Source organism: Mesorhizobium sp. WSM4935 (assembly GCF_029625735.1).
In the GTDB taxonomy this organism is placed as follows: Bacteria; Pseudomonadota; Alphaproteobacteria; order Rhizobiales; family Rhizobiaceae; genus Mesorhizobium.
Genome location: NZ_JARTVR010000002.1, coordinates 96,000 through 115,811, shown reverse-complemented (window position 1 = coordinate 115,811; position 19,812 = coordinate 96,000). Strand labels below are relative to the sequence as shown.

Sequence of the window (19,812 nt, the reverse complement as noted above, 5' to 3'; positions counted from 1 at the left end):
CAAAGCTGATGCTTTGGCTTCGCCTTTCCGCCCACTGCTGCAGATTCGCTGCAGCGCCGCCGCCCTGTGTAATTGTGACGTTTTGGCAACACTTTCTGAACAACCCCTGCTGTAGAAGTCAGGCAGAGGGAACCGCCCATTTCCCGCCATAAACCCGGAGCACCCGATATAGGTCTCGGGATGCGTGCCAGGTTGGCGCGGCGATGGGACCGGCCGCGGGGTGTGCGGCAAGGACGAATATGGACGCCAAGGTAATCTCCAAGGCCAAGCTGCCCAGCCGCTACGTGACCGAAGGTCCGGCGCGCGCGCCGCATCGCTCCTACCTCTATGCCATGGGCCTGTCGGCGGCCGAGATCGCGCAGCCCTTGGTCGGCGTCGCCAGCTGCTGGAACGAGGCTGCCCCCTGCAACATCTCGCTGATGCGCCAGGCGCAGGTGGTCAAGAAGGGCGTTGCGGCCGCTAACGGCACGCCGCGTGAGTTCTGCACCATCACCGTCACCGACGGCATCGCCATGGGGCACCAGGGCATGAAGTCCTCGCTGGTGTCGCGCGAGGTCATCGCCGATTCGGTCGAGCTCACCATGCGCGGCCATTGCTACGATGCCCTGGTCGGCCTCGCCGGCTGCGACAAGTCGCTGCCCGGCATGATGATGGCGATGGTGCGCCTCAACGTGCCGTCGATCTTCATCTATGGCGGCTCGATCCTGCCCGGCAGCTATCGCGGCCGGCAGATCACCGTGCAGGACGTGTTCGAGGCGGTCGGCCAGCATTCGGTAGGATCGATCAGCGACGCCGAGCTGCTCGAGATCGAGCAGGCGGCCTGTCCTTCGGCCGGCTCCTGCGGCGCCCAGTTCACGGCCAACACCATGGCCACCGTCGCCGAGGCGATCGGCCTGGCTCTGCCCTATTCCTGTGGCGCGCCGGCGCCCTACGAGATGCGCGACCGCTTCAATTTCGCCTCGGGCGAAAAGGTCATGGAGCTGATCGCCAAAAATATCCGGCCGCGCGACATCGTGACGCGCAAGGCGCTGGAGAATGCCGCGACCGTGGTGTCGGCCACCGGCGGCTCGACCAATGCGGCACTGCACTTGCCGGCGATCGCACATGAGGCCGGCATCAAGTTCGATCTGTTCGACGTGGCGGCGATCTTCGAGAAGACACCCTATATCGCCGACCTCAAGCCCGGCGGCAAATATGTCGCCAAGGACATGTTCGAGGCCGGCGGCATTCCGCTGCTGATGAAGACGCTGCTCGACCACGGCTATCTGCATGGCGACTGTATGACGGTCACCGGCCGCACTTTGGCCGAAAATATGGAGCACGTTTCCTGGAATGAGAGCCAGGATGTTGTGCGTCCCGCTGATCGGCCAATCACCAAGACAGGCGGCGTTGTGGGCTTGAAGGGCAACCTTGCCCCCGAAGGCGCGATCGTGAAGGTCGCGGGCATGTCGGAACTGAAATTCTCAGGCCCGGCGCGCTGCTTCGATTCGGAAGAGGAGTGCTTCGAAGCAGTCACGCAGCGCAGCTATCGGGAAGGCGAGGTTCTCGTCATCCGCTACGAGGGGCCGCGCGGCGGTCCTGGCATGCGCGAGATGCTGTCGACGACGGCGGCGCTCTACGGTCAGGGCATGGGCGGCAAGGTGGCGCTGATCACCGACGGGCGCTTCTCCGGCGCCACGCGCGGCTTCTGCATCGGCCATGTCGGGCCGGAGGCGGCGGTCGGCGGGCCGATCGGCCTGATCAAGGATGGCGACGTGATCTCGATCGACGCCGTGAAGGGCACCATCGAAGTGGCCCTGTCGGACGCAGAACTGGCGGCCCGGGCAAAGAAATGGAAGCCGCGCAAGACCGATTATCAGTCCGGCGTGATCTGGAAATATGCGCAGACCGTAGGGTCGGCCCGCGACGGTGCGGTGACCCATCCGGGTGCGGCGGAAGAAACGCACTGCTATGCGGACATCTGAGGTGTTGAGGTCGTCTGTCTTTTCGGCACTGGTCGCGCTTGCGACCTTGGGCGCCGTCGGGCAGGCCATGGCCTTCGACGACAAGGTGTTCGACGACAAGACCGGCGTGAAGCCGCAGTCGAGCCCTTGGGCGGTGTTCCAGTTCGGCTTCTCCGCTTACAAGAGCGGCCACAAGGACCAGGCGGTCGAGGCCTATAAATACGCCGCCGAAAACGGCCAGATCGGTGCCACCTGGAAGCTTGCGCGCATGTATGCCGAAGGCGACGGGGTGACGCGCGACGACTATGCCGCCTTCAAGTTCTTCTCGGAGATCGTCGACCAGGATGTCGAGCCCGGCTCGCCGGAAGAAAGCTATGTGTCGGACGCGCTGGTGGCGCTCGGCGACTATCTGCGCAAGGGCATTCCCGGCACGCCGGTCGAGGAGAACGATGTCGCGGCGCAGGAGTATTACATGCGCGCCGCCGCCAACTACCGCAACCCGAATGCGCAGTTCGAGATCGGCCGCATGTTCCTGAAGGGCGAGGGCGGCGTGAAGGCCAGCGTCAAGCAGGCCGGCCGCTGGCTGCAATTGGCGGCCGAGAAGGGCCATGCCGGCGCGCAGGCGACGCTCGGCAATCTCCTGTTCCAGAGCGGCAAGATCGTGCGCGGCCTGGCGATGATGACGGCCGCGCTTGAGCGGGCTCCGGCCGCCGACCAGCCCTGGATCCGCAGCATGCAGGAGGAGGCTTTCGCCGCGGCCGGTGAGGCCGATCGCCGGACCGCGATCTCGCTCGCCGACGACATCCTGACAAAGGGCAACAACGGCGACCAGTAAGCGCCGACAATCCCCCCATCTATGGGCGAGATCGGCAGCGCCTCAGTTCTCGGTCGGCTCCGTCGGCGTCGGGCCGGGCGCCGGAGTCGAGATCGATGTCGGGTGCGGTTTCGGCGCGTCTCCCGGACATTCATCCTTGATCTTCGTCCAGGACGTGTTGTTGAGGACCATGTCGCAGCGGGCGAGGTGACTTTCGCCGTTCAGCGTCAGGCACGCCGTCTCGCCGAGATTGAACGATTTGCCGTTTGCTAAACAGGTCGGCGCCGCCAGCGCCAGCGTCGGCGCGGCAAGCGCAAAAGCAAGGCCGACCAGCCTGAAAAGAATTCGGATCGCCATTCAACCCCCACAGCAATTCGCATCAAAGATGGGATTTGTGGCGATATCTGGGTCCTAAAGCGGGTCGCGATCTTTCAGGTTCGCTCCCTGCGCTTGAGATTCCTGATTTTACCCATGTCTTTGCCCCGAAACCGGTTCTACTTTCGGGAGACATGCTCTAAGGGCTGGAAATTCTCAGGCGGGTTGCAGGCTGAGTTCGATCGCGACCGGCACGTGGTCAGACGGCTTTTCCCAGGCGCGGACGTGCTTTTCCACCGAAGCCGACGAGAAGCGGTTGGCGGCTTCCGGCGAGAGCAGCAGGTGGTCGATGCGGATGCCGTTGTTCTTCTGCCAGGCGCCAGCCTGATAATCCCAAAAAGTGTATACGCCGGCCGAGTCGGTCACGGAGCGCACCGCTTCCGTGAAGCCGAGATTCTTCAGCCGGCGGAAGGCCTGCCTCGTCTGCGGCTGGAACAGCGCGTCGCGCAGCCAGTTTTCGGGAAACCGGGCATCGGCGGGCTCCGGAATGACGTTGTAGTCGCCGGCCAGCACCAGTGCTTCCTCGAGCCGCAGCCGCTCTTCCGCCCAGCGCTCCAGCCGCGCCATCCAGGCGAGCTTATAGGAAAACTTCCGTTCATCGTCGACCGGATTGCCGTTGGGCAGATAAAGCGAAGCGACGCGCAGGGCGCCCTGATCGGTTGAAAAGACGCCTTCGATGAAGCGGGCATGGTCGTCCGCATCGTCGCCCGGCAGACCGCGATTGACCTCGTCGAAAGGCAGCTTCGACAGAATCGCGACGCCGTTGAAGCTCTTCTGGCCGTTGGTTTCGACGTTGTAGCCCAGCGTCTCGATCTCGGCGCGTGGGAACTGCTCGTCGACCGTCTTGATCTCCTGCAGGCAAACGATGTCCGGCGCGCTTTCGGTCAGCCAGTGGGTGAGGTTGCCGATGCGGGCGCGAACGCCGTTGATGTTCCAGGTGACGATCTTCATGGGCGGCCCCAATGCGGTTCGGACGGAAGGCGTTCGACAAGCCCAATCGTATTGCCTGCCGGGTCTTTTAGAAAGGCCATCCATTCGCTTTCCCCCGCCGGACCGAACCGGCCCTCGGTGTCGCGATGGACCATCGTGGGCGGCGCGGTGAAGGGAATGCCCGCGGCTTTCGCCTGCGCATGGAAGGCTTCGAGGCCAGCGATGTCGAGATAGACGGTGCCGGCGGGAACGCCGTCGGTGAAGAGGAGCCTCACGTCGCCGGCCAGGATGAAGGCCATGCCTGGCGGGTCATAGCGGGCGTGCACGCTCATCCCGAGCACGCTCTGCCAGAAGGCCAGCGTCGCGTCGAGATCGCGGCCGGCCGAGAGCGCGATCTGACGGACCGCGCCGACGTTGCTCATTCAACCGCTTCCGGAAGTTGAGTACTGCCATTATCTGAGAGGATCTGCTCGATGGCGTTCCTGAGATGCAACGCCTGGTCGCGGGTCGTGCGTTCATCCATCCAGTCACAAGCGTCGTAGAGGCCGCCGAGCCAGCTCGGATAGTCGTATTTTTCCTCTATGAGGCGGACCATTCGGCAGATCTGGAGCGGTTCGACGTCGCCATGAAGGTAGGTGCGGATGCGCTTCAGGAACACCTGCCGCGCTATCTCGGCGGCTTTCGCAGAGTCGCAATTGAAATCAGGGAACCTCCGCACGACGAGCGACGCCAGATGGCTAGGCGCTTTTCCAAGGGCAACCGCATTTCCTGGGTTGCAGCGCACCAGCTGGAGATAGTCGGCGTCGTCGGCATAGCTTAGTGGCGCGACGTGACGGCCAGCCCAATCGACGATGTCGGCATCGGAAGTGGCTTCCATCTCGCGGGCAACAAGAACCGTGACCGGATCCTCGTTGGCCTCGAGAAACGGCTTCATGTCTTCAAATGGAGAAACTCGTGCCGCAACCGCAGGAGGCGACCGCGTTCGGGTTCCGGATCTGGAAGGACTGGCCCATCAGGTCGTCGACGAAATCGATGACCGAGCCACCCATATAGACCAGCGACAGATCGTCGATCAGGATGGTCGCGCCGTCCTTCTCGATGGCGACGTCGTCATCGTTGCGGTGGCCCACCAGGTCAAATTTGTACGAGAAACCGGAGCAGCCGCCGCCTTCGACGGAGACGCGCAGAGCGGTCTTGCCCGGCTCGCCGGCAACGATCCTGGCAATCCGCTTTGCCGCGGCGTCGGTCATTTCGACCTTCATGGCAGTCTTGGCATCCGCGCCCATCGGCGTCACCTTGCTTTCGGTTTCCCATGATAGGTATGAAGCGGGCGGGGCCAAGTCAACTGGTGGGTCAATGGACGAGCGGCAGGGCAAGGATGCTCTCGGCGAGATCGGGTTCGGCTACCGGCCGCGCGCGGCCTATGCGAGCGACCCGGCGCGCTCGCGCGGCCGCCTGTTCGAGGAGCCGGAAAGCCCGACGCGCACGCCCTTCCAGCGCGACCGCGACCGCATCATCCATTCCACCGCCTTTCGCCGGCTGAAGCACAAGACCCAGGTCTTCGTCGCGCATGAGGGCGACCATTATCGCACCCGGCTGACGCACTCGATCGAGGTGGCGCAGATCGCCCGCGCCCTGGCGCGGGCGTTGCGCGGCGACGAGGACCTCGCCGAGGCCGTGGCGCTTGTCCACGATTTCGGCCACACGCCCTTCGGCCATACAGGCGAGGACGCGCTCAACGAGAAGATGGCGGCCTGGGGCGGCTTCGATCACAACGCGCAGTCGCTGCGCGTGGTGACGCGGCTCGAGCGGCGCTATGCCGAATTCGACGGGCTGAACCTCACCTGGGAAACGCTGGAGGGGCTGGTCAAGCATAACGGCCCGTTGACCGACGCGAGCGGGAAGGGGCTCAAGGGGCCGGTGCCGCAGGCGATCCGCGATTATTCGGAACTGCACGACCTCGAGCTCGACTGTTTCGCCGGCATCGAGGCGCAGTGCGCCGCGATCGCCGACGACATCGCCTACAATACCCATGACATAGATGACGGCCTGCGCGCCGGCCTGCTGACGCTGGACATGCTGCAAGGGGTCGGCCTGCCGGGCTCGATCCTGGACGGCGTGCGCGCCAGATACCCTCAGCTCGACGATGTCCGCACCGGCCATGAGCTGATGCGCCGGCAGATCACGCTGATGGTCGAGGATGTCATCGCATCGACCACCGCCAATATCGAGCGTCTGAAACCGGACAGCGCCGATGCGGTGCGGACAGCCGGCGAGACCCTGGTGACGTTTTCGGCAGGCATGGCCGCGGCCGAGAAGGAATTGAAGGCTTTCCTCTACAAGCATCTCTACCGGCACCCGGAAGTGATGCGGGTGCGGGCGGACGCCGAGCGCATCGTGCGCGAGCTGTTCGACGTCTATTTCGCCGATCCGCGCGCCATGCCCGATGGTTGGCGCGAAGGGCTCGACAAGGCCGAGGATCGCATCAAGGCGCGCAGCGTCGCCGACTTCCTGGCCGGTATGACCGACACCTATGCCTTGAAGGAACACCGGCGTCTGTTTGACCATACGCCCGATTTGAGCTAGGGCGAGCCTCGATTTTGCCGGCCCTTAGGCCGGTCGTCTCTTAAAGCCCAGAGCACTTCCAATGAATATCTTCGCCGATTTCAACGCGCGGATCGTAAAGGCCGTCGAAACCCTTGACCTGAAGGACAAGGAAGGGGCCGCCCTCGACCTGTCGCGTATCGCGGTCGAGCCGCCGCGCGACGCCAGCCATGGCGACCTCGCCACCAACGCGGCGATGGTGCTGGCCAAACCCACCGGCCAGAACCCGCGCGCACTTGCCGAGAAACTCGCCGAAGCGCTGCGAGCCGACGCCGATATTGCCTCGGCCGAGATTGCCGGCCCTGGCTTCGTCAATCTCCGGCTCAAGAACGCGTTCTGGCACGGGCATCTGGCTGCGCTGCTCGGCGAGGGGCGCAATTATGGCCGCTCGACCATCGGCGGCGGTCGCAAGGCCAATGTCGAATATGTCTCGGCCAACCCGACGGGCCCGATGCATGTCGGCCATTGCCGCGGCGCCGTGGTCGGCGACACGCTCGCCAATCTGATGGCCTTCGCCGGTTACGACGTGACCAAGGAATATGTCATCAACGATGCCGGCTCGCAGATCGACGTGCTCGGCCGCTCTGCGTTCCTGCGCTACCGCGAGGCGCTCGGCGACGACATCGGCGAGATCCCGTCCGGTCTCTATCCCGGCGACTATCTGGTCCCTGTCGGCCAGGCGCTGGCCAAGGAATTCGGCCGTGACCTGCTGCAAATGCCGGAAGAGGAAGCGCTGGCGATCGTCAAGGACCGCACGGTCGATGCGATGATGGCGATGATCCGCGAGGATCTGGCGTTGCTCAACGTGCATCACGACGTGTTTTTCTCCGAGCGCACGCTGCATGCCGACAACGCGAAGAAGATCCGGGCGGCGATCGCCGACCTGACGCTCAAGGGGCATATCTACAAGGGCAAGCTGCCGCCGCCGAAAGGCGAGAAGCCGGACGACTGGGAAGACCGCGAGCAGACGCTGTTCCGCTCCACCGCGGTCGGTGATGACATGGATCGGGCGCTGGTCAAGTCCGACGGCTCGTTCACCTATTTCGCCGCCGACGTCGCCTATCTCAAGGACAAGGTCGAGCGCGGCTTCGTCGATCTGATCTATGTGCTCGGCGCCGACCATGGCGGCTACGTCAAGCGGCTCGAAGCGCTGGCGCGGGCGGTTGCCGGCGACACGGTCAACCTCACCGTGCTGCTTTGCCAGCTCGTCAAATTGTTCCGCGACGGCGAGCCGGTCCGGATGTCGAAGCGGTCCGGCGATTTCGTCACGCTGCGCGACGTGGTGGAGGAGGTCGGCCGCGACCCGATCCGCTTCATGATGCTTTACCGCAAGAACGACGCGCCGCTCGATTTCGACTTCGCCAAGGTCACTGAGCAGTCGAAGGACAATCCGGTGTTCTATGTGCAATACGCCTCGGCGCGCTGCCATTCCGTCTTCAGGCAGGCGAGCGAGCAGCTCGGCGAGGCGAATTTCGACCGCAACCGGCTCGCGGCCTCGGTGGCTGCGCTGGCCGACGAGGGCGAAATCGCGTTGATCCGGAAGCTGGCTGAATACCCGCGGCTGATCGAGTCCGCAGCGCTTTCGCTGGAGCCGCACCGGCTCGCATTCTACCTTTATGATCTGGCTTCCAGCTTCCATGCGCAATGGAATCGCGGCAACGACAATCAAGACTTACGTTTTGTTAAGGTTAACGACCGAGAATCAACCTATGCCAGACTAGGGCTGGTGCAGGCTGTTTCGGATGTTTTGACCTCCGGCCTGACGCTGATCGGGGCAGACGCGCCCACTGAAATGCGTTAGGTTTGACTAAAAAACCTGTCACCTTTTGCCCACATTGCGCTGGTAAGGGCCAACCCTGCGCGACGTCCATGGCGTCCGACTGTGTGCGAGTTCGGGAACAATAATGGCAGACAGAACCCCGCTGAAAGTAGCCGACCACAACGACATCGCCGACGATGATCCGTTCGCGGAACTGACCCGGATCATGGGTTTCGACCCGCGCCAGCCGGTGAGGCAGCCGGCCCCCGCGGTCGAGAAGGCCATGCCCGCCAGTCAGGCTGTGGAGGCTGACGATTTCGACATCGACCTCGAGAAGGAGTTGATGGGCGAGTTCGATTCCGTCGAGGCAAGCGCGCCGGCCACCCAGCAGGCCGCACCGCATCAGATCGGACATGAGCCGGCCTTCGAGGCTGCCAGCGCTGCCGCGAATGACGACGAGCTTACCGCTTCCTTCGAGCAGGATTTCGTATTCGACGACGCAGCGGATCACGCCGACTTCGCCGTGGCCCGTGCGCCGGAGCCGGATTTCGCATCTGAGCCGCATCTCGCGCCGGAGGCGGAAGCCGCGCCAGAGGCGCATTTCGCGTCTGAGCCGCATTTCGCGCCGGAGCCACAGGCAGCTCCCGAGCCGGAAGTGGCTTTCGACGATGATTTCGACAGGGCGGTCGCCAGTTCGCTGGATATCTCGCCGCTCGAAGACGAGCTTCCGATCGATCAAGAAATGGCGGCTTCGCTGGACCAGGATTTCCAGTTCGACCATCACGAGCCGGCCAACCTCGATTATCACCGGGCGGCCGACGCCCGTCAGGACGCCATCGAAGCCGTGCAGGCCGCGAGCGAGGAGGCGTTCGACGCCGATTTCGACAATGCGGTCCAGATGTCGCTCGAAGACGAGCTGTCGTTTGGGAGCCACGAGCCGGAGCAGCACGCGCAGGCCGCTGAGCCGGTCGAAGCTCATGCAGCCGCCCCGTTGATTTCCGAGGATGATCTCGACGGTCATTTCGAGCAGGCGATGGCCGATGCCGATATGGATTTCGGCCAGGCTCAAGATATTCAGGAGCCGGAGCTATCGCTTGGCGACGAGCCGGCGCCGACGGTCGAGGCGCCGGTCGAGACGGCCCAGTTTGTCGCTGAGCCCGAATCTGTCGCGCCCGAACCTTCCGCCGCGCTGACCCTCGAGGACGATTTCGAGGTGAGCTTCCGCGATGCGCTGAACGAGGAGCCGCAAGCTCCGGCCGTCGAACCAGCTGCCGCGCTGCACCCGGCTGCGGTTGAGCCGGCTCCCGTCGTCGCTGCTCCGGTGGCGCCGGTCGCCGCCGTTGAGCCCGTGAAGCCGGCCGTCAGCGAGCGTAGCCTGGAGGACGAGCTCAATGCGCTGCTCGGCGCCATGACCGCGCGGCCGATGCCGGCGATCAAGGAGCCTGCTCCCGCCCCACGGCCGGTTGCGGAACCCGAGAGCCATGCGAGCGGGAAGGCGGTAGCCGACGATCTCGACTGGGATCTCGACGAGCATCAGCCGGCGCAGAACGGGCAGGCCGCTCAGCCGGTCGAAAGCGACCTGGATGACTTGCTCGCCAGCGAGCTCGATCGCCAGGATTTTGCGGCCCCGGCCAAGACCGAGGCCGACGATTTTGATGACGATTTTGGCGCTGCCTTCGCCCGGAGTATTGAGGCCGAGCAGGAGGCAGCCACTACGACGAGGTCTCCGGCAAATTCTTCCAATTGGGTGCATTCGACGCCCACGGAACCAACCAGGTCGTGGAGCCGTTCGACCCCGACCTCAGCTCCGCCGGTGCAGGTTTCCTTTGCCGCTCAGCCGGCGCCAGCGCAGCCGGCGCCCTCGGCGCCGGTGCAGGCAGCGCCTTCGGTGCCTGTTCAGATGGCAGCGCCTGCCTACCGCAACGAACCGGCGGTGGATTATTCCGCCTACGCCAAGCCCACGCCATCGTCGCAGGCTCCTCGGCATGAGGACGTGCCGGATGTGGAGACCGTCGATGTTCCAGAGCGCGTGGTCGCGCTTGCGGACGACCTCGACATTCCGGAGTTGAGCTTCGAAGAGGACCAGCCTGCGGCCCCCGCTTACGACGATCTCGACGCGGAATTCGCCAGCCTGCTCACCGATATGAACGCGACGGAGATCGCATCGGCACCCGTGCAGAACCGCGGCTATGACGATGAATCCTACAATGCCGGTTTCAACGGCTACAACCGTCGCGACCTGCGCGCCGAGACACCGGCGGCGCCGGTTGCCCCGGCTTCGTTCGCCGTCGCCAACGATTACGGCGCCGACGACCTGCCCGGCAGCCGGCCGGTTTCGCAGCAGGACGACTTCGCCAGCGAAGAGCTCGATTACGACCCCGAGCTCGAGGAAGCGATGGCGATTCCCGGGCTTGCCGAGCGCGAGGCGGCGCAGCCGCGCCGGCGCGGCATGATGGTCGCGGCGCTCGTCGGTGCCGTCGTGGTTCTCGGCAGCCTTGGCGCTCTGGCCTTCTCCTTCGGCGGCAAAGGCGGCAGCGAGGCTCCGGTGATCGTCAAGGCCGACAATTCGCCGATCAAGGTGAAGCCTGAAAATCCGGGCGGCACGGTGGTGCCGAACCAGGACAACAAGGTTTACGACGCGGTGACCAAGGGCGCCGGCGCGACCAAACCCGCCGAGCCGGTACAGCAGAAGCTGGTGAACACCACCGAGCAACCCGTGGACCTGGCCTCGAAAGAACCGCCGCAGAGCCGCGTGGTCGATCTTTCGCCCAATGACAAGGACGCCGCGGCTGGCACCGATGCCGCCGACAATGCAGGCTCCGCGTTGCCCGGCGTCGCACAAGCCGCTGTGCCCGAAAGCGCGCAGCCTGCCGCACCGGCAAGCGCGCAGCCGGCAGCGCCGGCGCCGAAGTCGGAAGACCGCATCGCCCAGGTGTTGCAGCAGGATGCCGAAAACACTGCCAACAACGACGTGGTGGCCGTCGCACCGCGCAAGGTGAAGACCATGATGGTCAAGCCCGACGGCTCGCTGGTGCCGCGCGAGGATCCAGCCCCGGCCGCGCCGAAGGTCGCGGCGGCCGAGCCGACCGATCCGGCGCCGCAGCATGTCGCGCCGGCCTCCGACGGCCAGCAGACGGGAACCGTGGCTTCGGATGCGGACCAGGCGGATGCGCCTGCCGTCAAGCCGGCAAAGCCCGCGAAGAAGGCCGAAGCCAAGGCGCAGTCGACCAACACCCCGGCGACGGTGCCGGTGGCGCCGGCCCGCCCGTCCGACCAGCCGGTCGATATTGTCGGCGAGGTCAAGCCGGACCAGGTCGCCTCCATCGATCCGGCGGCAGCCGCCGGCGGCGGCTCGTGGTCGATGCAGATCGCTTCGCAGCCGACGGTCGAGAGCGCGCAGTCGACCTATCAGGATCTGCAGCGCCGCTATGGCAGCGTGCTCTCCGGGCGCACCGCCAACATCGTCAAGGCCGAGGTCGCGGGCAAGGGCACCTTCTACCGCGTTCGCGTGCCGGCCCAGTCGCGCAACGATGCGATCAACCTTTGCACCAGCTACAAGGCGGCCGGCGGCAACTGTTTCGTATCGCGCTAACGGGATATTGGTCTCAAAGCCGGCGCCGCCGAAAGGCCGCGCCGGCTTTTCGTTGTGGACGGCTGCCGGCTTTGTCTGGTCCGAGGGCAGGGGTGATTCCCTTTGCCCGCTCAAAGCCTTAAGCTTCTGTGCATGAGCGAATCAAAATCCATGATCCTCGGCTGCGCCGGGAAATCCCTCACCGAAGACGAAGTCCGCTTCTATCGGGACGAACGTCCCTGGGGCTTCATCCTGTTTGCACGCAATATCGGCGAAGCCGCGCAGATCCGCGACCTTGTCGCCTCGATGCGCGACTGCGTCGGCCGCCCGGACGCTCCGGTCTTCATCGACCAGGAAGGCGGCAGGGTGCAGCGCCTGCGGCCGCCGCTGGCGCCGAATTATCCGGCGGGCGGGGCGCTTGGTGCGCTGTGGCGCGACGATCGCGAGGCCGGCCGCCGCGCTGCCTGGCTGCTGGCGCGGCTGCATGCCTTCGATCTCTCCCGCCTGGGTATAACGGCCGACTGCCTGCCGGTGCTCGACGTTCCGGTCGAAGGCGCCAGCGACGTCATCGGCGCGCGCGCCTATGGCAAGGAGCCCAACGCCGTGATCGAGCTCGGCCGCGCTTCGGCCGAGGGATTGATGTCGGGCGGCGTGCTGCCGGTGATGAAGCATATTCCCGGCCATGGCCGCGCCTTTGCCGACACGCATTTCGCGCTGCCGACCGTCGATACGCCGCTCGAGGAGCTCAGGCGGCATGATTTTGCCCCGTTCAAGGCGTTGAACGAGCTGCCGATGGCGATGACCGCGCATGTCGTCTACAGCGCCGTCGATCCCGACAACCCGGCGACGACGTCCGCCAAGGTCGTCGGTCAGGTGATCCGCGGCGAGATCGGCTTCGACGGGCTGTTGATGAGCGACGACACCTCGATGAAGGCACTTTCTGGGGATTTCCCGACAAAGGCGGCCTCGATCCTTGCGGCCGGCTGCGATCTCGTCCTTCACTGCAACGGCGTTTTCGAGGAAATGTCCGGGATCGCGTCGCGCACGACGGCGCTGTCGGGCAAGTCCTTGCAGCGCGCGGAGCGCGCGTTGACCTATATAAAGGATCGCGACGTCGCCGACGAAACGGCGATACGCGCGGAATTTGCCACCTATTTCGAAGCGGTGGCCTGAACCGAAGGGGCGAAAGGCACGTGGCGGAAACATTGGAAGGCAAGGCCGCGAAGGCCGCACCGATGGACCGTCTGTGGGCCGAGAACGACGATTCACGCCTGACGGGTGACCCGTCGCTGGTGGTCGATGTGGCCGGTTTCGAAGGCCCGCTCGACCTTCTCCTGCATCTTGCCCGCAACCAGAAGGTCGATCTGGCGCGCATTTCGATCCTGGCGCTTGCCGAGCAGTATCTGGCTTTCATCGAGAAGGTGCGGGCACTGAGGCTCGAGCTTGCCGCCGACTATCTCGTGATGGCGGCCTGGCTCGCCTTCCTGAAGTCGAAGCTCTTGATCCCGAAACAGCCGGGCGAGGAGGGCGAAAGCGGCGAGGAACTGGCGGCGGTGCTGCAATTCCGGCTGAAGCGGCTGGAAGCCATGCGCGACGCCGCGGCGCGGCTGGTCAACCGCAACCGGCTCGGCCGCGACGTCTTTGCGCGCGGCATGCCGGAAATGGTCATCGTCGAGAAGCGCAACAGCTTTTCGGCTTCGCTCTACGATCTGCTCACCGCCTACGCGCAGCAGCGCCAGCGGCAGGCGATCAACAATGTGACGATCGCCCGGCGCGCCGTGTGGTCGCTGAAGGATGCACGCGAGGTGCTGGCAAGGCTGGTCGGCTCGGTCGGCGACTGGACTGCGCTCGACAGCTTCCTGATCGAATATCTTGCCGCGCCGGAAGAAAAACGCACGGCAATCGCCAGCTCCTTCGCGGCGACGCTCGAAATGGTGCGCGAGGGCAAATTGGAAGTGCGGCAGGAACAGGTGTTCGCGCCGATCTATCTGCGCGGCCGCGCGCAAGGGGTCAGGGCAGTCGAGGTGGTATCATGAGCGAACGCGCCAACGCCTCGGTCATCCCGTTCAAGGTCGAGGACGAGCCGGAAGACGAGATGGCCGAACAGGGTTCCCTCGAAAACCCCGCCGAGCGGCTGCAATTGTCGGAAGCCGTGCGCATGGCGGAGGCGATCGTTTTCGCCAGCGCCGAGCCGGTCAGCGAAAAGCAGCTTGCCGCGCGCCTGCCGGAAGGCGTCAACATCGCCGCCGCGATGGCGGATTTGCAGGAAATCTATGCCAAGCGCGGCGTCAACCTCGTGCGGGTCGGCGACGCCTGGGCCTTCCGCACGGCGGGCGACCTGGCTTTCCTGATGAGCCGCGACTCCGTCCAGCAGAGGAAGCTGTCGCGCGCGGCGCTCGAAGTGCTGGCGATCATCGCCTACCACCAGCCGGTCACGCGCGCCGAAATCGAAGACATCAGAGGCGTGGAGACCTCCAAGGGCACGCTCGACACGCTGCTCGAAACGGAATGGGTCAGGATGCGCGGCCGCCGCCGCACGCCCGGACGGCCGGTGACCTACGGGACGACCGACGCTTTCCTGGACCATTTCGCGCTGGAGGAAATCCGCGATCTGCCCGGCATGGAAGAGTTGAAGGGCGCCGGCCTGCTTTCGACGCGCATGCCGGCCAATTTCTCGATGCCGGTGCCGCCTGCCGACCCGGACGCGCTCGCCGAGGACGAGGACGCGCTGACCGATATCGACCTCGAGGAACTTGGGCTGCTGACGCCACGCGTCACGGAAGAGTGAGAGCGAAAAGCCGTACGAATGGTCTATTAGCAAGGCCTGCGCGGATTCGTAGCAAGGCGCTCACGCTGAAAGTGCGTGACATCCGCTAGCCATTTTATCAACTTCATTGCGGTTGTGTTTGAATCCCCGGGCGAAAACGCATAGATCATCGCCAGGGAAAACATTCGAGAGAGAGTAGCAATGGGTTCATTTTCGATTTGGCACTGGATGATCGTGCTGGTCATCGTGCTTCTGGTGTTCGGCCGCGGCAAGATCCCCGAGCTGATGGGCGACATGGCCAAGGGCATCAAGAGCTTCAAGAAGGGCATGGCTGACGACGACGTCGACGACAAGCGCACCGTCGAGCACCGCGCCGATGAGACCGTTTCGCCGGCCAAGGAAAAGGTCAGCAAGGGCTGATCTCGGGTTGTTGCTTTGAGCATGCCGTTGTCCCAAAACCGCTTCGCATGTGCGGGCGGCATGCACGCGTCGGAATAGATCGTCATGTTCGAAGTCGGTTGGAGCGAACTGCTGGTGATCGCGGTCGTCATGATCGTGGTCGTCGGGCCTAAGGATTTGCCCAACATGCTTCGCACTTTCGGCCGCACCGCGGCGAAATTGCGCGCCATGGCCGGCGACTTCCAGAAGCAGTTCAACGAAGCGCTGAAGGAAGCCGAGCTCGACGACGTGAAGAGCTCGATCGACAGTCTTCGCGGCCTCAATCCGATGAATGAGGTGCGCAAGCAGCTCAATCCGTTCGAGCAGGCCGCAGCCGATGTGCGGGCCGGCGTCGATACGATGATGAAGCCGAAGCCCGCCGCCGATCCGGCGGCGCCGGCAGCAGCAACGCCGCAAGCCGCCGAGCCGCTCAAGAACGGCGCGACGGACATGCCCGGCGTCACCGGAACCGAGCCTGCTCCGGCCACACCGACCCTTCCTGTCATGACCGACACTTCCGTTACCGCACCAGCTTCGGAGACCGCCGCAGTTCCGGCCCAGCCGGCGAGAAAGGCGACGGCCGCCAAGGGAAGGACGGCCGGCACCGCGGCGAAGGCACCGGCTGCAACGGCGCCGGCCAAAGCCGCGCCGGCTGCGGTTAAAGCCGCCGCGCCTGCCCGGAAGGCCGCGGGCAAGGGGGAGGCAAAGCTTGCCGCGGCGAAGAAGCCGGCCGCCAAGAAGACAACCGACCCCAAGAAGACGGCGGGAGCCGCCAAGTGAGCGTAACCGACAAGGAGAGGGAAGAAATCGAGAAATCGTCGGCGCCGCTGATCGAGCATCTCATCGAGCTGCGCCGCCGCCTGATCTGGTCGCTGGGCGGCTTCTTCGTCGCCTTTCTCGTCTGCTTCTTCTTCGCCAAGCGTCTGTTCAACCTGCTGGTCATCCCCTTCAAATGGGCGACGCAATGGGCGGGACTCGATCCGCATAAGGTCGAGCTGATCTATACCGCGCCGCAGGAGTTCTTCTTCACCCAGGTGAAGCTCGCCATGTTCGGCGGCATGGTGATCGCCTTCCCGCTGATCGCCACGCAGATCTACAAATTCATTGCGCCCGGCCTCTACAAGAACGAGCGCAGCGCCTTCCTGCCGTTCCTGTTCGCGTCGCCCATCCTGTTCCTGTTGGGCGCTTCGCTGGTCTATTTCTTCTTCACGCCGATGGTGATGTGGTTCTTCCTGGCCATGCAGCAGGTCGGCACCAACGACCAGGTGCAGATTTCGCTGCTGCCGAAGGTTTCGGAATATCTGAGCCTGATCATGACGCTGATCTTCTCCTTCGGCCTGGTATTCCAGCTGCCGGTGGTGACCAGCCTTTTGACGCGCGTCGGGCTGCTGTCGTCGCAGGCGCTGGCCGAGAAGCGCAAATGGGCGATCGTGCTTTCCTTTGTGGTCGCCGCGGTGCTGACGCCGCCCGATCCGATGAGCCAGTGCGGCCTCGCCATCCCGACCATCATCCTCTACGAGGTCGCCATCTGGTCGTCGCGCATGATCGAGCGCAGCCAGGCACGCGACCGCCTGGCGCGCGAGCAGGCGGAGGAGGGGAACTCCGTCGCCAGCAACACGCCGGACGCCTCGTCGACCTAAACGGGGTTTCCCAGTCGGGAAATCGCGGCGGCGCGCTTATCCGCCGTCTTGCATCGATGGCGGATGCGGTTTACGCCCTCGATCCTTAAAGCGCGCCGCGCTGAAACAGATTCAAGCGACGCGCTTTAAGGTCTTGGTTTGATGCATGTCGTTGTCCCAGAACCGCGACACACTTCTGGGCGACATGCATTGCTTTGAGGATCGACCATGCTGGACATCAAATGGATTCGCGACAACCCGAAGGCCCTTGTCGAGGCGCTGGTGAAGCGCTCGTGGTCGGCGGGCGAGGCGCAGTCCACGGTCGACGATCTGGTCACGAAGGACGAAGCGCGGCGCTCGCATCTCAGCGAATTGCAGGTCAAGCAGGAGCGCCGCAACGCCGCCTCGAAGGAGATCGGCAACGCCATGCGCTCGGGCGATGCGGCCCTTGCCGAAAAGCTCAAGGGCGAAGTCAGCGAGATCAAGGCGTTCATCCAGAACGGCGAGGCGCGCGAGCGCGAGCTCGACAAGGCGCTGAACGACGCGCTCGCGGTGCTGCCCAACGTGCCGCTGGAGGACGTGCCGGTCGGCAAGGACGAGCACGACAACGTCGTCAAGCGCATCATCGGGGAGGTGCCGACGCGGCCGAACTGGGTAAAGGAGCATTTCGAGATCGGCGAAGCGCTCGGCATGATGGATTTCGAGCGTGCCGCGAAACTGTCCGGCGCGCGCTTCACCGTGCTGAAGAGCCGGCTTGCGCGCCTGGAGCGGGCGCTTGGCCAGTTCATGCTCGACCTGCACACCACCGAGCACGGCTATGAGGAAATCCAGACGCCGCTGATGGTGCGCGACGAGGTGCTGTTCGGTACCGGACAGCTGCCGAAATTCGAGGAGGACCTTTTCTTCACGCCGCATGGCGATGGCCGCCTCGGCCTGATCCCGACGGCCGAAGTGTCGCTGACCAACCTCGTGCGCGAGGAAATCACCGCGCATGAAAAGCTGCCGCTGCGCTACACGGCGCTGACGCCGTGCTTCCGTTCGGAAGCGGGCTCGGCCGGCCGCGACACGCGCGGCATGCTGCGCCAGCACCAGTTCTACAAGGTCGAACTGGTCTCGATCACCGACCAGGAAAGCTCGATTGCCGAGCACGAGCGCATGACGCAATGCGCCGAGGAAGTGCTGAAGCGGCTCGGCCTGCCGTTCCGCACGGTGACGCTCTGCACCGGCGACATGGGTTTCGGCGCGCGCAAGACCTACGATATCGAGGTCTGGCTGCCGGGGCAGAACGCCTATCGCGAAATCTCGTCCTGCTCGGTCTGCGGCGATTTCCAGGCCAGGCGCATGGATGCCCGCTACAAGGACAAGGACGGCAAGGGCAATCGCTTCGTCCACACGCTGAACGGCTCGGGCACCGCGGTCGGCCGCGCGCTCATAGCTGTCATCGAAAACTACCAGAATGAGGATGGCAGCGTAACCATTCCTGAAGTGCTGCGGCCTTACATGGGTGGTCTCGCCAAGATCGAAGCGAAGTGACTTGATGCGCATTCTTCTGACCAATGACGACGGCATCCACGCCGAGGGTCTGGCGTCGCTCGAACGCATCGCGCGCACGCTGTCGGACGATGTCTGGGTGGTGGCGCCCGAGCAGGATCAGTCCGGCTATGCGCATTCGCTGTCGATCTCGGAGCCGCTCAGGCTGCGCAAGATCGGCGAGAAGCATTATGCCGTGCGCGGCACGCCGACCGACTGTGTCATCATGGGCACGAAGAAAATCCTGCCCGGACCGCCGGACCTGATCCTGTCCGGCGTCAATTCCGGCGCCAACATCGCCGACGACGTCACCTATTCCGGCACCGTGGCGGGCGCCATGGAAGGCGCGCTGCTCGGCGTGCGCTCGATCGCGGTCAGCCAGGCCTATTCCTATGTCGGCGAGGACCGCGTCGTTCCTTATGAGACGACCGAGGCGCTGGCGCCGGCGCTGCTCAAGCGCCTGGTGGAAACGCCGCTGCCGGAAGGCGTGCTGCTCAACGTCAATTTTCCGAACTGCGCGCCCGACGAGGTGGAGGGCACGGTCGTCACCTCGCAAGGCAAGCTGGTGCACAGCCTGTGGGTCGACGAGCGGCGCGACGGGCGCGGCCTGCCTTACTACTGGCTGCGCTTCGGCCGCGAGCCCGTCGAAGGCAAGAAGGGCACGGACCTTTACGCGCTGCGCAACCGGTTGGTCTCGGTGACGCCGCTGCAGCTCGACCTCACCGCCCATGAACTCCGCGACCAACTGACCAAGGCGTTGTCATGAACAGGGTGTCGGCATGAGCATGGCCATCGACGACCGCGAAGGGTTTGCCGCTTTCCTGCTCAGGCTGCGGGGCAGGGGCACGGCGCCGAAGGCGCTGGTCGCGGCCTTCGAGGCGACACCGCGGCGCGGTTTTCTGTCGGCTCAGTTCCATGCGCTCGCCTGGTCGGACGGCATGCTGCCGATCGAATGCGGCGAGGCGATCGAGGGCGCCGATCTGCAGGCGGCGGTGATCGCGGCACTTCACATCGAGCCGGGCAACCGCGTGCTCGAGATCGGCACGGGCTCGGGCTACACGGCAGCCGTCATGTCGAGGCTCGCGGCGCGCGTCATCACCGTCGACCGCTATAAGACGCTGACCGAGCAGGCAAAACAGCGTTTCGAGGCGCTCGCCATCAGCAACGTCATCGTCCGCCAGGCTGATGGCTCGAATGGCCTGCCCAATGAAGGGCCGTTCGACCGCATCGTCGCCTGGGCGGCCTTCGACAGCCTGCCGCGCTTCCTGCTCGACCAGCTGTCGAGCGGCGGCGTCGTCATCGCGCCGATCGGCCCGGAGGAGGGCGAGCAGGTGCTGGCCAAGCTCACCAAGGTCGGCAGCCGTTTCGAGCGCGAGGATATCGGCATGGTCAGGCTGCAGCCGATCCTGCGTAGCGTCGCAGCGGTGATCTAGCGGGCCTTGCGGGCTTCGCCAAAATTTCC

Annotated in this window: 19 protein-coding genes; 14 read left to right on the top strand and 5 right to left on the bottom strand. The window is 64.7% G+C overall.

Annotation, left to right across the window (positions count from 1 at the left end):
- Nucleotides 1-239: 239 nt before the first annotated feature.
- Both ilvD and P9273_RS04855 read left to right on the top strand, forming a co-directional pair.
- The gene (ilvD, locus tag P9273_RS04860) at nucleotides 240-1,964 is read left to right on the top strand and encodes a dihydroxy-acid dehydratase (protein WP_278047883.1); all 1,725 of its coding nucleotides are present in this window, start codon (nucleotides 240-242) and stop codon (nucleotides 1,962-1,964) included.
- Complete coding sequence (locus tag P9273_RS04855) at nucleotides 1,951-2,778, top strand: tetratricopeptide repeat protein (RefSeq protein ID WP_041004130.1); 828 nt, start codon at nucleotides 1,951-1,953, stop codon at nucleotides 2,776-2,778. Before ilvD ends, P9273_RS04855 begins: the two co-directional genes overlap by 14 nt.
- A 42-nt stretch (nucleotides 2,779-2,820) precedes the next feature.
- Here P9273_RS04855 and P9273_RS04850 read toward each other — a convergent pair whose 3' ends face one another.
- The 5 genes from P9273_RS04850 to erpA form a co-directional block, all read right to left on the bottom strand.
- On the bottom strand, nucleotides 2,821-3,114 hold the full coding sequence (locus P9273_RS04850) for a hypothetical protein (RefSeq protein ID WP_278047882.1): 294 nt from the start codon (nucleotides 3,112-3,114) through the stop codon (nucleotides 2,821-2,823).
- Nucleotides 3,115-3,288: 174 nt separating this feature from the next.
- Nucleotides 3,289-4,083, bottom strand: a complete 795-nt coding sequence (gene xth / locus P9273_RS04845) for an exodeoxyribonuclease III (protein ID WP_278047881.1) — start codon at nucleotides 4,081-4,083, stop codon at nucleotides 3,289-3,291.
- Nucleotides 4,080-4,484 carry a VOC family protein gene (locus P9273_RS04840; protein WP_278047880.1) on the bottom strand — a complete coding sequence of 135 codons (405 nt, stop codon included), beginning with the start codon at nucleotides 4,482-4,484 and terminating at the stop codon, nucleotides 4,080-4,082. The genes xth and P9273_RS04840 overlap by 4 nt, the downstream gene beginning before the upstream one ends.
- A complete protein-coding gene (locus P9273_RS04835; RefSeq protein ID WP_278047879.1) occupies nucleotides 4,481-4,996 on the bottom strand; it encodes a hypothetical protein in 516 nt (171 codons plus the stop codon). The genes P9273_RS04840 and P9273_RS04835 overlap by 4 nt, the downstream gene beginning before the upstream one ends.
- A 4-nt stretch (nucleotides 4,997-5,000) precedes the next feature.
- On the bottom strand, nucleotides 5,001-5,348 hold the full coding sequence (erpA, locus tag P9273_RS04830; protein ID WP_278047878.1) for an iron-sulfur cluster insertion protein ErpA: 348 nt from the start codon (nucleotides 5,346-5,348) through the stop codon (nucleotides 5,001-5,003).
- A 70-nt stretch (nucleotides 5,349-5,418) separates the two neighbouring features.
- Between erpA and P9273_RS04825 the strand changes: the two genes are divergently transcribed.
- The 12 genes from P9273_RS04825 (at nucleotide 5,419) to P9273_RS04770 (ending at nucleotide 19,783) form a co-directional block, all read left to right on the top strand.
- On the top strand, nucleotides 5,419-6,648 hold the full coding sequence (locus P9273_RS04825; RefSeq protein ID WP_278047877.1) for a deoxyguanosinetriphosphate triphosphohydrolase: 1,230 nt from the start codon (nucleotides 5,419-5,421) through the stop codon (nucleotides 6,646-6,648).
- A gap of 61 nt (nucleotides 6,649-6,709) precedes the next feature.
- Nucleotides 6,710-8,467, top strand: coding sequence for an arginine--tRNA ligase (gene argS / locus P9273_RS04820; RefSeq protein WP_278047876.1), 1,758 nt, complete (start codon nucleotides 6,710-6,712; stop codon nucleotides 8,465-8,467).
- Nucleotides 8,468-8,570: 103 nt separating this feature from the next.
- Nucleotides 8,571-12,017, top strand: coding sequence for an SPOR domain-containing protein (locus P9273_RS04815; protein WP_278047875.1), 3,447 nt, complete (start codon nucleotides 8,571-8,573; stop codon nucleotides 12,015-12,017).
- Nucleotides 12,018-12,149: 132 nt separating this feature from the next.
- On the top strand, nucleotides 12,150-13,169 hold the full coding sequence (nagZ, locus tag P9273_RS04810) for a beta-N-acetylhexosaminidase (protein ID WP_278047874.1): 1,020 nt from the start codon (nucleotides 12,150-12,152) through the stop codon (nucleotides 13,167-13,169).
- A 62-nt stretch (nucleotides 13,170-13,231) separates the two neighbouring features.
- The gene (locus P9273_RS04805) at nucleotides 13,232-14,032 is read left to right on the top strand and encodes a segregation and condensation protein A (protein WP_052459006.1); all 801 of its coding nucleotides are present in this window, start codon (nucleotides 13,232-13,234) and stop codon (nucleotides 14,030-14,032) included.
- On the top strand, nucleotides 14,029-14,784 hold the full coding sequence (scpB, locus tag P9273_RS04800) for an SMC-Scp complex subunit ScpB (RefSeq protein ID WP_278047873.1): 756 nt from the start codon (nucleotides 14,029-14,031) through the stop codon (nucleotides 14,782-14,784). Before P9273_RS04805 ends, scpB begins: the two co-directional genes overlap by 4 nt.
- A 180-nt stretch (nucleotides 14,785-14,964) precedes the next feature.
- Nucleotides 14,965-15,183 (top strand): twin-arginine translocase TatA/TatE family subunit, encoded by a 219-nt coding sequence (locus P9273_RS04795; RefSeq protein WP_041004153.1) that lies wholly within the window; start codon nucleotides 14,965-14,967, stop codon nucleotides 15,181-15,183.
- A gap of 84 nt (nucleotides 15,184-15,267) precedes the next feature.
- Entirely contained in the window at nucleotides 15,268-15,981 is a 714-nt protein-coding gene (tatB, locus tag P9273_RS04790) for a Sec-independent protein translocase protein TatB (RefSeq protein ID WP_278047872.1), read from the top strand.
- Nucleotides 15,978-16,841 carry a twin-arginine translocase subunit TatC gene (gene tatC / locus P9273_RS04785; protein WP_278047871.1) on the top strand — a complete coding sequence of 288 codons (864 nt, stop codon included), beginning with the start codon at nucleotides 15,978-15,980 and terminating at the stop codon, nucleotides 16,839-16,841. Before tatB ends, tatC begins: the two co-directional genes overlap by 4 nt.
- Nucleotides 16,842-17,048: 207 nt before the next feature.
- Nucleotides 17,049-18,353, top strand: coding sequence for a serine--tRNA ligase (gene serS, locus P9273_RS04780; RefSeq protein ID WP_278047870.1), 1,305 nt, complete (start codon nucleotides 17,049-17,051; stop codon nucleotides 18,351-18,353).
- Between the two features lie 4 nt (nucleotides 18,354-18,357).
- Complete coding sequence (gene surE, locus P9273_RS04775; protein ID WP_041004373.1) at nucleotides 18,358-19,116, top strand: 5'/3'-nucleotidase SurE; 759 nt, start codon at nucleotides 18,358-18,360, stop codon at nucleotides 19,114-19,116.
- Nucleotides 19,117-19,129: 13 nt separating this feature from the next.
- Entirely contained in the window at nucleotides 19,130-19,783 is a 654-nt protein-coding gene (locus P9273_RS04770) for a protein-L-isoaspartate(D-aspartate) O-methyltransferase (protein WP_278047869.1), read from the top strand.
- Nucleotides 19,784-19,812 lie beyond the last annotated feature (29 nt).

Excerpts from the sequence above, each read along its gene's own strand:
- P9273_RS04835 (WP_278047879.1), bottom strand. The coding sequence starts at position 4,996 with ATGAAGCCGTTTCTCGAGGCCAACGAGGATCCGGTCACGGTTCTTGTT.
- xth (WP_278047881.1), bottom strand. The coding sequence starts at position 4,083 with ATGAAGATCGTCACCTGGAACATCAACGGCGTTCGCGCCCGCATCGGC.
- scpB (WP_278047873.1), top strand. The coding sequence starts at position 14,029 with ATGAGCGAACGCGCCAACGCCTCGGTCATCCCGTTCAAGGTCGAGGAC.
- tatB (WP_278047872.1), top strand. The coding sequence starts at position 15,268 with ATGTTCGAAGTCGGTTGGAGCGAACTGCTGGTGATCGCGGTCGTCATG.
- P9273_RS04770 (WP_278047869.1), top strand. The coding sequence starts at position 19,130 with ATGAGCATGGCCATCGACGACCGCGAAGGGTTTGCCGCTTTCCTGCTC.
- ilvD (WP_278047883.1), top strand. The coding sequence starts at position 240 with ATGGACGCCAAGGTAATCTCCAAGGCCAAGCTGCCCAGCCGCTACGTG.
- serS (WP_278047870.1), top strand. The coding sequence starts at position 17,049 with ATGCTGGACATCAAATGGATTCGCGACAACCCGAAGGCCCTTGTCGAG.
- P9273_RS04815 (WP_278047875.1), top strand. The coding sequence starts at position 8,571 with ATGGCAGACAGAACCCCGCTGAAAGTAGCCGACCACAACGACATCGCC.
- P9273_RS04795 (WP_041004153.1), top strand. The coding sequence starts at position 14,965 with ATGGGTTCATTTTCGATTTGGCACTGGATGATCGTGCTGGTCATCGTG.
- P9273_RS04825 (WP_278047877.1), top strand. The coding sequence starts at position 5,419 with ATGGACGAGCGGCAGGGCAAGGATGCTCTCGGCGAGATCGGGTTCGGC.
- P9273_RS04855 (WP_041004130.1), top strand. The coding sequence starts at position 1,951 with ATGCGGACATCTGAGGTGTTGAGGTCGTCTGTCTTTTCGGCACTGGTC.
- P9273_RS04850 (WP_278047882.1), bottom strand. The coding sequence starts at position 3,114 with ATGGCGATCCGAATTCTTTTCAGGCTGGTCGGCCTTGCTTTTGCGCTT.
- surE (WP_041004373.1), top strand. The coding sequence starts at position 18,358 with ATGCGCATTCTTCTGACCAATGACGACGGCATCCACGCCGAGGGTCTG.
- P9273_RS04840 (WP_278047880.1), bottom strand. The coding sequence starts at position 4,484 with ATGAGCAACGTCGGCGCGGTCCGTCAGATCGCGCTCTCGGCCGGCCGC.
- P9273_RS04805 (WP_052459006.1), top strand. The coding sequence starts at position 13,232 with ATGGACCGTCTGTGGGCCGAGAACGACGATTCACGCCTGACGGGTGAC.
- argS (WP_278047876.1), top strand. The coding sequence starts at position 6,710 with ATGAATATCTTCGCCGATTTCAACGCGCGGATCGTAAAGGCCGTCGAA.
- erpA (WP_278047878.1), bottom strand. The coding sequence starts at position 5,348 with ATGGGCGCGGATGCCAAGACTGCCATGAAGGTCGAAATGACCGACGCC.
- nagZ (WP_278047874.1), top strand. The coding sequence starts at position 12,150 with ATGAGCGAATCAAAATCCATGATCCTCGGCTGCGCCGGGAAATCCCTC.